The 11,795-nt window shown below is 42.5% G+C and carries 12 protein-coding genes and 1 pseudogene; 5 read left to right on the top strand and 8 right to left on the bottom strand.

Annotation, left to right across the window (positions count from 1 at the left end; genetic code table 11):
- Positions 1–332 precede the first annotated feature (332 nt).
- Together nifB and nifH are read right to left on the bottom strand one after the other, a co-directional pair.
- Positions 333–1,619, bottom strand: coding sequence for a nitrogenase cofactor biosynthesis protein NifB (nifB, locus tag SALPA_RS17695; RefSeq protein WP_145096950.1), 1,287 nt, complete (start codon positions 1,617–1,619; stop codon positions 333–335).
- 26 nt (positions 1,620–1,645) lie between these two features.
- On the bottom strand, positions 1,646–2,521 hold the full coding sequence (nifH, locus tag SALPA_RS17690; protein ID WP_145096946.1) for a nitrogenase iron protein: 876 nt from the start codon (positions 2,519–2,521) through the stop codon (positions 1,646–1,648).
- A 234-nt stretch (positions 2,522–2,755) separates the two neighbouring features.
- Here nifH and SALPA_RS17685 point away from each other — a divergent pair, with 234 nt between their 5' ends.
- Positions 2,756–3,022, top strand: coding sequence for a hypothetical protein (locus SALPA_RS17685; protein WP_222428032.1), 267 nt, complete (start codon positions 2,756–2,758; stop codon positions 3,020–3,022).
- 335 nt (positions 3,023–3,357) lie between these two features.
- Here SALPA_RS17685 and SALPA_RS17680 read toward each other — a convergent pair whose 3' ends face one another.
- The 4 genes and pseudogenes from SALPA_RS17680 to SALPA_RS17670 form a co-directional block, all read right to left on the bottom strand.
- Positions 3,358–3,795 (bottom strand): flavodoxin, encoded by a 438-nt coding sequence (locus tag SALPA_RS17680; RefSeq protein ID WP_145096940.1) that lies wholly within the window; start codon positions 3,793–3,795, stop codon positions 3,358–3,360.
- A gap of 26 nt (positions 3,796–3,821) precedes the next feature.
- Positions 3,822–4,157 (bottom strand): annotated as a pseudogene (locus SALPA_RS17675) (response regulator); the annotation flags it as partial.
- 18 nt (positions 4,158–4,175) lie between these two features.
- Complete coding sequence (locus tag SALPA_RS31580) at positions 4,176–4,304, bottom strand: hypothetical protein (RefSeq protein WP_255451249.1); 129 nt, start codon at positions 4,302–4,304, stop codon at positions 4,176–4,178.
- A gap of 262 nt (positions 4,305–4,566) precedes the next feature.
- The gene (locus SALPA_RS17670; RefSeq protein ID WP_145096937.1) at positions 4,567–4,854 is read right to left on the bottom strand and encodes a DUF2325 domain-containing protein; all 288 of its coding nucleotides are present in this window, start codon (positions 4,852–4,854) and stop codon (positions 4,567–4,569) included.
- Between the two features lie 419 nt (positions 4,855–5,273).
- Between SALPA_RS17670 and SALPA_RS17665 the strand changes: the two genes are divergently transcribed.
- On the top strand, positions 5,274–6,476 hold the full coding sequence (locus SALPA_RS17665) for a MalY/PatB family protein (RefSeq protein WP_255451248.1): 1,203 nt from the start codon (positions 5,274–5,276) through the stop codon (positions 6,474–6,476).
- 20 nt (positions 6,477–6,496) lie between these two features.
- On the top strand, positions 6,497–6,700 hold the full coding sequence (locus SALPA_RS17660; protein ID WP_145096932.1) for a hypothetical protein: 204 nt from the start codon (positions 6,497–6,499) through the stop codon (positions 6,698–6,700).
- Positions 6,701–6,920: 220 nt separating this feature from the next.
- Here SALPA_RS17660 and SALPA_RS17655 read toward each other — a convergent pair whose 3' ends face one another.
- Both SALPA_RS17655 and SALPA_RS17650 read right to left on the bottom strand, forming a co-directional pair.
- On the bottom strand, positions 6,921–7,559 hold the full coding sequence (locus SALPA_RS17655; RefSeq protein WP_145096929.1) for a response regulator transcription factor: 639 nt from the start codon (positions 7,557–7,559) through the stop codon (positions 6,921–6,923).
- Positions 7,549–8,406: a sensor histidine kinase gene (locus tag SALPA_RS17650; protein WP_145096926.1), complete on the bottom strand. Its 858-nt coding sequence runs from the start codon at positions 8,404–8,406 to the stop codon at positions 7,549–7,551. The genes SALPA_RS17655 and SALPA_RS17650 overlap by 11 nt, the downstream gene beginning before the upstream one ends.
- Before the next feature lie 429 nt (positions 8,407–8,835).
- On the opposite strand from SALPA_RS17650, the gene SALPA_RS17645 reads away from it, so the two are divergent.
- Both SALPA_RS17645 and SALPA_RS17640 read left to right on the top strand, forming a co-directional pair.
- On the top strand, positions 8,836–10,821 hold the full coding sequence (locus SALPA_RS17645; protein WP_145096923.1) for a TonB-dependent copper receptor: 1,986 nt from the start codon (positions 8,836–8,838) through the stop codon (positions 10,819–10,821).
- A 163-nt stretch (positions 10,822–10,984) separates the two neighbouring features.
- Positions 10,985–11,785, top strand: coding sequence for an alpha/beta hydrolase (locus SALPA_RS17640; protein ID WP_186451116.1), 801 nt, complete (start codon positions 10,985–10,987; stop codon positions 11,783–11,785).
- The last annotated feature ends 10 nt before the right edge of the window (positions 11,786–11,795 follow it).

The raw sequence follows: 11,795 nt of genomic DNA, 5'->3' as shown, positions 1-11,795 counted from the left end.
TAAGTAAATTCGGATCAAAGTACTTAGCTTACTTTGATAAGCATAAAAAAAACCTCCTTCATGCCGCACCTTGCATGAAGAGGTTAACCAATGCTATACTTATAGCAAGGTAGACCTCTCCCATGAGGTGTGCCGGGTAGGAAGTCGCTCAACTCTTGGTCGGGGAGGGCGGCTTCCTTCTATTTATTTTTATATATAGTAAAAGGCTGTCTTCCACGTTACATATGGAAAACAGCCTCCAGCTTTCAGCCAGCCAGATGTTCATAGCTTCAAATTTTGATTTATGTCTACAATCCTCCTACCGTTTAATCGCGAACTTCATGCCTTTGGTTTTACCCACTGACTTGCCTGCTTGCCAACTCCGCAATTTGACTTGCGGTATAACGAAGGCCATTTTCTACTGTATCGCAATATTCCGAGATAAAGATACCCTTTTTCCCTAACTGTTCTTTAGCATGATAACCAATACGCATGGTTAGCACCGCATTACAATCCTGCAATGCCTCAATGATCTGTTCTCGCCCAGAAGCCATATCCTCTACATCACATTCTGCCATACCAGCACAATACTGACCTACGTTCCTGGTCTCACGGAGCTGAAAGTCCTGCCCATCGCCTTGAAAAATAAGCAATTGAGTCGCATGACCAAAATGCTGGTCAACCATTTTCCCATATTTTGATGTCACGGCAATCTGATATACCTTCTTAGGCTCAGATGCTTCAGTTTTACTATCAGGCGCATGGTTGCACATCCGGAATTCCTGAGAACGATCTTCGTGCAGCAGCCCGATGGCATCAGCCCGGCACTGCTGGCAGTGCCGCATCTGATGAATATCCAGTTGACAAACATTCCTTAGCGCATTAAGTTCTTTCATGCTGGTCTGGGGCAAATGTTCGAAGGCGCTGCCAGGCGCAGGAATCAGCGGCATAATATTGGTTACAAATACCCCTAACGCCTTTACCTTTTTGACTACCGCCGGTATATCCCTGTCATTAATTCCCTTAATCATAACGATATTGATTTTAACTAATACCCCATGCTGCACTAAGTACTCAATACCTGCCAATTGATTGGCTAACAACAACTCGGCAGCCTGAGAGCCTACATAGTGTTTACCCTGATAAGACACAAACTTATAAATTTTGGCACCGATAGCCGGCTCTAAGGTGTTAACAGTCACAGTGACATGCCTAATGCCTAAGGCCACAATTTCAGAAGCATATTTTGGCAGCAATAATCCATTAGTCGATAAGCAAAAAGTAATTGTTTGATCAATGGCTTTGATATTTTCAATCGTCTGCTTAGTAGACGGCCAGTCAGCCAGCGCATCACCTGGTCCGGCAATGCCAACTACACTAAGGTTTTCAATTTCGCCTTTCACCCAGGAAAATTTATCTCTGGCAAGAGCAGGTGTCAAGACCTCGCTAGTGACACCCGGACGACTTTCATTTACGCAGTCAAACTTCCGGTTACAATAATTACATTGGACATTGCACCGGGGAGCTACCGGCAAATGCATCCGGGCATATTTATGATGAGCATCCGCAGAGTAGCAGGGATGCTTATTGGTTTTTTCCAGAGTATCAGCACTTAATGTGCCAGAGCATACGCAGCCCATACTATTCACCTCGTTCTCAAAATCCTTTAGATACCAGCCGCAACACTTCGAACCTCACCCGTTTCAATAGCCAGCAGTTGATCAGCCCATGTGGATGCCCACTCGCGTAATTCAGCCGTTTCCAGCGGCGCTGGAACTTTAGATTCCGTCGTTTCTATTACTTTCGTGGCCAACCGGCTATAGATTTTAGCCTGCTCTGAATTAGGCGCAGCCTCTATGGTTGTTTTTCCCTGAAGCTCGGCCTGAGTCACTGTTACTGAGCGTGGAACATACTCTATCACCCGCGTTTGCGTCCGTTGCACAAAATCATCGACAATCTCTTTTGCATAGGGAGCATTGATCGAATTGGCAATTAAACCACCCAACAGCGCTCCACCCGAGTTGGAGTATTTCTTAATACCTTTGAATAGATTATTCGCCGCATAAATGGCCATAAAGTCAGCCGACGATACGGTAAATACATGCTCCGCAATGCCCTCGCGAATTGGTACGGCAAAACCCCCGCACACCACGTCGCCCAAAACATCATAAATAATAACGTCCAGATCCAGTTCTTCATATACTTTTAATTGTTTTAAAAGCTGTACGGCTGTAATAATTCCCCGTCCGGCGCAACCAACACCTGGAGCCGGCCCGCCTGCTTCCACGCAGTACACACCATTAAAACCCTGATAAATAACATCTTCTGGTTGTACCTTATTTTTTTCACGCAACGTATCAAGTACTGTCGGAATGTATGAACCGTCGCGCAGTGTATTGGTAGAATCAGCTTTCGGATCACAACCAAACTGCATTACCTTATATCCTAATTTTGATAATGCTGCACTAATGTTAGAAGTTGTGGTTGATTTACCAATCCCTCCTTTACCATAAATAGCAATTTGTTTAATTTTTTTACTCATGTGCTACTCCTCCCAGATTGTTAGAAAACAAAGAAAGGTCAGAATGACAGCTCCACAGAACTGTTATTCTGACCTTCGGTTTATCCACCAATCAGTCTTATTTATTTTTAAAAAATTAACTTGAGCTTTATTATAATCTCGACTTGCCAAAAATGCAAGGTACTTCTGAAATTTTTTAATTATAGATTTTATCTTCAACTTCAGTCTTTTGAAAAACAAAGCTCATTATAGCAATTGAGTGATCCTGATATGATGCAACTTTGCCAAAAAGATAAAGAACGTGTACTGAATGCTATAAAAAGCGGACATATCGATGCTGCTGATTTAAGCTTACCGAATTTGATTGATACCATCGTTTTGACCATGAAGCAGAAAAACCTTCTAGCACCTTTGGAGGATTGTCTGGAAGATAAACGTTCTGACAATAAAAAAATCCCATTTGAAATCCTTCTGACCTTAGCAATTACAGCCAAGCTAAAGCTAAAATTCCTTTCGCTGTGAACGATGCAGAACTACTCTCAGAACTAGGATGGAATGTATGGGACACAGAAAGGGATTTAGAGAACGGCCTCTTTTCAGAAAACGTCATGCGCCGATTGCTTGCAAAATATGATAGCGATGAATTCGCCCCATGAAATCCACAGGATGATTTACACGACAACCGTCATCGAAGGCTATCACCACTATCTAAAAAAGGTGACAAAAAAACAGCCAGCCATATGATGAGGCTCTCTACATAATCATTTACTTGACAATGTTTGATGCCGCTCATAATTTGGACAGACTGTATTTTGCAGTTTAATATTTACTTGGATGGGAAGCTAGATTATACCCATTTAGACAGTAGCGGATGCGAGTTTAACCCCTATTTCTCTGCACTTAACAAGAATTGATTTGTCTGGAGTATTTTGTGTAATCAGCCCTTCTTCCACAAGTTTAGCGCCCTGCGCATTCATTCTCGCTACCCATTCTCTCATCCACTGACCGTCACCCCAATCATAAGAGCCAAACAATACTAAAGGTATTGTCGACAAATCCTCCCCCTCCAAGGCTTTTATAAACGGTTCCATTTCCGTTTCTTCCAGAACTTCATCTCCCATTGCCGGGCAACCAAAAGCTACCGCATCGGCGTTTAGCACATCATCTTTGGATGCTTTGTCAACTGGCAAGACCTTTACATCGACGCCTGTCTCAGCCACACCTTGCGCCACAGCATCTGCCATCTTTTGCGTATTTCCCGTTCCACTCCAATAAATAACCGTAATTTTCTTCACGCACTAATCCTCCTAATAGTTTCATTTTAGCAAATTAATTTTAACCGACTCCTGTACTTCTTGCCTCTATCTATATATAACTTGCAACCATCTGGCTTCACTGCTCTACGTAAGGACATCAGTTTTTTAAAAATATGGGTAGTGTAGTTACCTGTTACTTTATTAATAGCTAAAAACAATCGCTTCGGCTCTACTGGTTTTATTACAAAATCTTTTGCTCCCGCTTTTATGGCTTCAACTATCACCACTGCTTTATTGACAGAACTACACATTATTATTTTGGCATTACTGTCGATCTTTTTTATCTCTTTTAGTGCCGTTAATCCATCCATTCCAGGCATACCAATATCCATCATAACAACGTCTGGCTGTTTTCTTAACTATTGGGTTACACCTTCTTTGCCGTCTGAAGCCTCGCCCACCACGCGATAGCCGAACCTAGTTAACGTTTGTTTCAGCACTTCCCTCATAAATTTTGCATCTTCAATAATAAATACGGTCATTTGCATTACTCTCTCCCTCCTCAAAATAACAATTCAGAGGGACATTTTTGCTCTCACTGACCATATTACATATCATTTAATAACCGCGAGTTTTGTTCCAAGTTTCCTGTACTTGCCAAGATGAGATTCGTATGAAGTATTTTGAACACTCTGCCCGTTATCCACTAAATTATCTCCTAGCATCCACAGCAAAAACCATATATTCCAATGAGCAAATGCAATATTTAAATTCCGCAGCAGCATGTTAGTACAAGTCATTTTTGGAGTATTATATAAACTTGCTTTCTCTAAGTTTTCCCTCAATAGCTCGCCATGATCTCTTGGCAAAAACCAACGGAATTGATTGTGATTTAGCTACAAGTTTGGCATTTTTAGCGGCACTATGATTTACGTAATCAGTAAATACCAAGACAAAAGCAGTATTCTTGGGTAAGTTCATTTTGTTTCTATCCAAAGCCTTACGTCCAGAAATATGTACCAATTCAGTAACACCTATGGAATACAAATTTTTTTCAATACCGCCTAGATAATCCCCCCCTACTATTACAATTGACATATAATAACCTAACCTTTCACTATGTGTATTTTTATAAACCAGCCTCGTGAACTTATAATATACTTTTCACCATACCCAAAACAGACATGCGGAGTCCCTATTCTGTATGTAACTGCAGTCTTCTCTGATATAAGAGAATTAATTTCTTAAACGAGATTAGGAATCATTCTCATTTAAAGAATAATATAATTTACTTTGCTTGTCAAGCAGATTATCTTCATACTTCAAAAGACTAATTGAAGGAATTTTATATAATTTCTTGACAAGTTTCTTTATGAATGTTAACCTGTAATCATATATTGTTAGCTTTTCATTTAGCTGATCAGAGTTCCTGAAGGCTAAAGTACCGTCTCTACCAGACGTACTTTAGCCTTTTTCTGTATCTTGTATACCAGCATTTTGCGATTGACTTACTTTTTATGAATAAGGGTGATATAATGACTAACTCCAACATTGACAAATTTGACACTGTGATTGCGCGTCACAACAGCGGCAGTACCAAATGGGATGACGCTCCTGCCCTCTTTGGTTCCAAGGACGTGCTGCCCTTCTGGGTGGCTGACATGGATTTCCCTTCGCCTCCGGCCGTAAACGAAGCGCTCGCCGCCCGGGTTCAGCATGGCGTTTTCGGTTACCCGTCTCCCCATTCCTATGCCTATGATGCCGTAACTGACTGGCTGGATAAACGCCATAACTGGAAAACCAATCCGGAATGGATGGTAAGTACTCCTGGAGTGGTAACTGCTATAACCTTGGCAGTGCAGACCTTTACTAAGCCGGGCGATAAAGTTATTATCCAACCCCCGGTTTATCCCCCCTTCTTTTCCAGTGTACAAAACCAGGGCCGCATTGTGCTGGAAAACCCCTTAGTCTATGAAGCTGGCAATTATACCATAGATTTTGATGACTTGGCAGAAAAAGCCCGTGAAGCCAAAATGCTAATTTTATGCAACCCGCATAATCCAGTTGGCCGGGTTTGGTCGCGCTCAGAGCTAACCAAGCTGGTAAAAATCTGCCTGGAAAACAATGTATTGCTGCTGACAGACGAAATTCACGGCGACTTAGTGTATACCGGCCATCAGTATATACCGCTGGCTTCCTTAGACACTGACAGTGACGACAAAATAATCACGCTTACCGCCCCCAGCAAAACATTTAACACCGCTGGCCTATATACCTCGATTGCTATTATTCCGAATAGCAAATTACGCAGTCAATTTTCTCAAACTGTCCAGCAATTGGGCATCAGCAAAAGCAATGTATTTGGTATCACCGCTCTGGAAGCTGCTTACCGCCATGGGGCGCCGTGGCTTGATGAGTTGTTAGTCTACCTTGAAGGCAACGCCCAGTATCTGACAGAATATATTGCTGCCAATATCCCATCAATTAACGTTGACAAACCACAAGGTACCTATTTAGCCTGGCTGGATTGCCGCAATTTAAAGCTTTCCCAACCTGAGCTTGTCCAGTTCTTTGCGCAAAAGGCAAAGGTAGGGCTTAATGACGGCGTAACCTTTGGTCATCAGGGTACTGGTTTTATGCGCCTTAATTTTGGCTGCCCGCGCCCGCTGTTAGCGGAAGGACTTAAGCGAATTTCCCTAGCTGTCAATCAGTCTATATAAAGGAAGGAAGCTACCGCTTTATGACTAGAAAAATCACTTTTCTGGGGTTGCTAGTTGCTATGTTCACTTTTACCAGTGCTGTTACTACCGCGTCACCTGCCCCGGCAGCGGCAATCAGTCCGCCTTCTCCCACCATTGCTGCGTATGCAGCTAACACTGATGCCGATACTGACCAAGCTAAACCACCAAAAAAGAAATGCTGCTGCAAGGACGAAAACGAGTAAACTCGTTTCAGCATAGCTGAAACATTGGGAATTCAGGTGGAGAGTCTACTCCACCTGAATTAACGCCGCCTGTAGAGGCGGGAGTCTTGACTCGCGTACTAAGATCAATCTAAATAAATTGTTCGAAAGCAACATACTGGTTACGAAAAACAAGCAAGCATAACTTCGCAAAGGCGAACGTTATGCTTGCTTGTTTTTAGAATTTTATTTCATCACTTGTCTAGAAAGAGATTAATCCATTCTTATAGGCAAATGCAATTAGCTGCATTCGATTCTGCAAATGAAGCTTGTCCATAATGTTCCGCAGATGGTTTTTAACTGTACTTTCACTAATACACAATTTTTCTCCGATTTCCTTGTTGCCCATCCCCTGGCTAACCAATTGCAGCACTTCCAGTTCCCGTTCTGACACCTTGTTACTTAACATATTAGCCTTTGGAATAGAAAATTCCTGTAATATTTTAGTCGCCAGCGCCCGGGAGATAGGAGCTTCTCCTTGTACAATGCTGATAATATAATCAATCCAGTATTCTGGTTCCATGTTCTTTAAAAGATACCCTTGGGCACCCTTTTTGATGGCTTCGAAAAAATCCTGCACATCGTCAGACACGCTTAGAATAACAATTTTTACATACGGCATTTCCTCTTTAATCAGCCTTGTGGCTTCCAAGCCGCCAATACCCGGCATATTAATATCCATTAAAATGATATCAGGCATAAGCATCCGAGCCTTTTCCAAAGCTTCCTGTCCGTCTGTCGCCTCGCCGGCAATGTCAAACATCGGGTGAGTTGAAAGAATACTGACAATCCCTTTGCGCGATAACAGATGATCATCCACAACCAATACTTTAATGCTCATAGAGCTTCTTCCCCTTCACATCCAAACGAATCGTGGCTGTCGTCCCCTGACCTGGGGAACTCTCCAGTTTCAACCGACCGCCAATGTCCCTAACATCATCCTCCAAAAGTTTCAAGCCAAAAGACAAACCTTGTTTCTTTATAATATCTATCGGCAACCCTTGGCCATCATCGCCAACTATCATGAAAAGCTGACAATCTTCCCTTTGCAGACTGACATTCACGTGTCTGGCGCCTGCATGTTTGCGGATATTTTGCAGCAGTTCCTGCAATATACGAAACAATTTATTTTTAACCTGTAAACTTAGACTGTCACCAACATTCTCTGCTACACTCAAATCGACCTTTATGCCGCTATCTTTCTGAAAATCGGCAATGTATTGCCGGACAACCTCCGGCAAATTTATCTTTTCCTGCGGAACCTTCTGCAAAACAAAAATATGCTGCCGTATATCGGTATCTGTCATTCTAATGGCCTCTTTTACTTCCCCTATCGCAACCCATGGTTCCTGTCGCTGACGCAAAGCTGTTTCAATCTCCACCATTTTGATATTCATAAAAAATAATGCTTGTGCCACACTGTCATGAATTTCACGGGCAATTCTATAGCGTTCCTGCAAAACTGCCGTTTCTTCTTTTTCCTTTTGCAGCTTGCCATAGAGGTTCTCTATCATAGCGGAAATACCATGAAAGTATAAAAAGACCAGTACTCCGGTTACTACGGCGACCAAAACATTGCCCCACTCCATAGAAATCACATGCAAAAACTGATGTCTTATGAATTCAAAGGCACCAATAAATATGGCTGCTATCAACGCCGAAATCCATTTCATTTTTCGTATATCCATAAAAGCCCTCCAATAAACTGTCTACTGCTTTTAGTTCCCATTATGTGGCATTGTTATTTTGAATGTACTGGCAAATGCAAAATTTGTCAACTCTGATACTACAAATATTGTTATCTAACCACTGCATTGCCATCTGTGATTTAGCAAGCAATAGTACTTTCAGCGATAAATAATAGTACTTTTGGACAGTAGACACACCCCCTTGTCTTTGTGATATTATGAATATACAATTTACTATATTACTTTGTAAGTTATCAACTTTATACTACTTCTAATTCTGGTTGATTAGTTTAACTGAAGGCCGGATTTGTCTATTGACAAATCCGGCCTTTTACTTTTTCAACCGCAAAACTACCAGACGCAAGGAGGTTATCAATACCACTTTTTAGCGAGTCTATTACCAAAATTTCAAACAGGAGGATTATTTACATGAACAAAATGAGTACTTTTATATTTCTTGTTTTATTTTTATTATCCACTCCCGTAGACAATGCAATTGTCCTGGCCGCCGACGAAGAAAAAAGGGAAACGGAAAAAACCTTTACCTTTGAAGAAATTGTAGTCACCGCTCCTGCCGAAACAGATACACTGGCTGTGGAAACAGATCCCAAATTGCCCCGTCAACCGGTTCCGGCCAATGACGGCGGTGGTTACCTAAAAAACATTCCCGGATTTTTTGCCGTACGTAAAGGTGGATCAGGTACTGACCCCACCTTCCGAGGCCTGGGCGGTACACGTCTCAATATCTTACTTGACGGGACTTACCTGCAGGGAGGCTGCGGCGGACGGATGGATCCCCCCACTGCATACATTTTCCCTGAATCCTACAGTAAGATTACCGTGTTAAAAGGGCCGGAAACCGTACTATATGGCGGTGGCAATATTGCGGGAACCGTACTATTTGAACGGATTACACCCCGTTTTGAAAAGCCTGGAGCACGCGTCTACAGCAGCTTGTTGACAGGCAGTAATGGCCGAAATGATGAACTTCTGGATATAACCTCCGGCGATACTAAAGGTTATGTACGAATCATCAGATCCCGTTCTCATGCAGATGATTATTCAGATGGCAGCGGTAATAAAGTCCATTCCTTTTACACCCGTAACAGCCTGACAGGAATATTCGGTTATACCCCGGATGTCAACACACTCTATGAAATTACAGCAGATACCAGCAAAGCTAAGGCCGCATATGCCGACCGGGCAATGGACGGTTCAAAGTTTGACCGCAGCAATTATAGTTTCAAATTTGAAAAAAATAATCTCTCCTCTCACCTAAACCGTATTACCTTTAATGCCTATCACAACTACATCGATCATGTCATGGACAATTATTCATTCCGGACGCCTAGTGGTATGGCCATGGCCAGCAACCCTGACCGCACAACAACAGGCGCCCGATTGGCAGCCGATTTGACGCTGAACCCAAGCACAACTGCAATTGTCGGCATTGATTACCAGAAAAATGAACATACCAGCCGCAGCGGCGGAAAAAGTTATAAAGCCAAGATCCGCACACCGGATATGACCTTTGAAAACATTGGTATATTCGGTGATATTACCCATAGTATTGACAAACAATCACGGCTGAAAGGCGGGTTACGAATTGATTCGCTTGATGTTAAAAATGAAAATCCCAGTAGCCTTGCCAGTGACAGTAATAAAACCTATGGTGCTTTCGTACGCTACGAGCATGATTCAACAACTGCCCCCCTCACGACCTATTTTGGCATCGGTCATGCCGAACGACCAGCCGACTGGTGGGAAAGAAACAAAACATTTTCACTAAAACCGGAAAAAAACACACAATTTGATACTGGCCTGGTTTATCAATCAGGCAAATTAAAATCCAGCCTGTCACTGTTCTATTCCAAAATTGACGATTTTATTCTGTTAACAACCAATAAAACAACCAATAAAACATCGGGTACTAATAGTAATGCAACATTATACGGCGGCGAAGGCCAGGTCACCTATTCGCTGTCCGACAACTGGAATGCCATCGCCACATTAGCCTATGTACGCGGTAAAAATGATACCAGTGGCGGTCCTTTGCCGCAGATAGCACCACTGGAAGCTACCCTAAGCCTGAATTATACCAAAGATAAGTTTGGTGCCGGACTCCTCTGGCGAGGTGTTGCCGCACAAAAGCGCGTTGCTGTAGACAATGGCAATGAAATAGGGTTTGATATTGGTCCCTCTGCTGGTTTTGGCATTTTATCTTCAAATTTATCCTACCGACCTATCAAAAACCTGCTAATCAGTGCTGGTATAGACAATATATTTGATAAAACCTATGCCGAATTTATCAGCAAGTCTGTGAGCTCATCTATGGCTAATCTTGGTTTGCCTGTTACCGTACGAATAAATGAACCAGGACGCACTATCTGGCTGAAAACCAGTTACAGCTTTTAGATATCCCCATTTTCTTTCGAACAGATTAACTTTACAACCGCTAAAAAAACTGGTATAATAAATTACAAGTTAATATTCAAGCTGATTAGATAAACTAAAGGCCCAAAAAACAATGGATAATTGTTTTTGGGCCTTATCTTATTTTAAAGGAGCGAAATATACCATGAAACAACATGAATGGATACTCAGCCAAGGCCGCAAGCTTTCCGCCATGATTCAGGCCCATAGTTTTACTGTAACGCAAACTCCGGTTGTCATCTGCTGCCATGGTTTTACCAGCGAAAAAGTCGGTTCCAATCAGTTAATGCTCCATGTGGCAAATGCCCTTGAAGCAGCTGGTCTCATAGCAGTACGTTTTGACTTTACCGGTTCAGGTGAAAGCGAAGGGGATTTTGCTAATGACACAACCATAAAAAACTGGCGGGAAGATTTGCACAATGTCATCCAGTGGGTGAAAAACCTCCCGGAATTTGAAGGATTGCCAGTGTACTTGCTAGGCCATAGCCTTGGCGGCCTAATTGTTCTTAGTCATGATGATGACACTATTGCTGGCCGGGTAGCGTTAGCTCCGGTAACAGAGCCTATCAAAAATTTTCAAAATATCATATTAGGACCTGAGCTATGGCAGCAATCAATTGCAGGCCAAACTATCGCCAACTTTTTGGGCAAAGGGTTTAGCCTTAGTCCCAACTTTGTTAATGATTTGCTGGAAAATCGCTATGAGCCATTAACACAAATCGAGTCTCACCGTTCCCCCCTATTCATTGTCCATGGCCAGCAAGACATCGTTGTACCAGCGTCAGGTTCAGAAAGCTTATATGACCGCTACCACGGCGAAAAAGAAATTGCCCGTATCCAGGCAGACCATGTCTTTACCGGCAAACATGATGAACTTACAGCGTTGGTGACTGAGTGGTTACTAAAGCAAAAAAAGCAGTGGATTGCTGTATGCCACGCACATTAACGGCAAAAGC

Source organism: Sporomusa sp. KB1 (assembly GCF_007830295.1).
Taxonomy (GTDB): domain Bacteria; phylum Bacillota; class Negativicutes; order Sporomusales; family Sporomusaceae; genus Sporomusa.
Note: the sequence above shows the minus strand (reverse complement) of the source record. Positions and strands in the feature narration are given on the sequence as shown.

What these genes read in the sequence shown, in the direction of transcription:
- nifB (WP_145096950.1), bottom strand. Translation starts at nt 1,619, where the DNA reads ATGGGCTGCGTATGCTCTGGCACATTAAGTGCTGATACTCTGGAAAAA.
- nifH (WP_145096946.1), bottom strand. Translation starts at nt 2,521, where the DNA reads ATGAGTAAAAAAATTAAACAAATTGCTATTTATGGTAAAGGAGGGATT.
- SALPA_RS31580 (WP_255451249.1), bottom strand. Translation starts at nt 4,304, where the DNA reads ATGCAAATGACCGTATTTATTATTGAAGATGCAAAATTTATGAGGGAA.
- SALPA_RS17670 (WP_145096937.1), bottom strand. Translation starts at nt 4,854, where the DNA reads ATGTCAATTGTAATAGTAGGGGGGGATTATCTAGGCGGTATTGAAAAA.
- SALPA_RS17665 (WP_255451248.1), top strand. Translation starts at nt 5,274, where the DNA reads ATGAATAAGGGTGATATAATGACTAACTCCAACATTGACAAATTTGAC.
- SALPA_RS17660 (WP_145096932.1), top strand. Translation starts at nt 6,497, where the DNA reads ATGACTAGAAAAATCACTTTTCTGGGGTTGCTAGTTGCTATGTTCACT.
- SALPA_RS17655 (WP_145096929.1), bottom strand. Translation starts at nt 7,559, where the DNA reads ATGAGCATTAAAGTATTGGTTGTGGATGATCATCTGTTATCGCGCAAA.
- SALPA_RS17650 (WP_145096926.1), bottom strand. Translation starts at nt 8,406, where the DNA reads ATGGATATACGAAAAATGAAATGGATTTCGGCGTTGATAGCAGCCATA.
- SALPA_RS17645 (WP_145096923.1), top strand. Translation starts at nt 8,836, where the DNA reads ATGAACAAAATGAGTACTTTTATATTTCTTGTTTTATTTTTATTATCC.
- SALPA_RS17640 (WP_186451116.1), top strand. Translation starts at nt 10,985, where the DNA reads ATGAAACAACATGAATGGATACTCAGCCAAGGCCGCAAGCTTTCCGCC.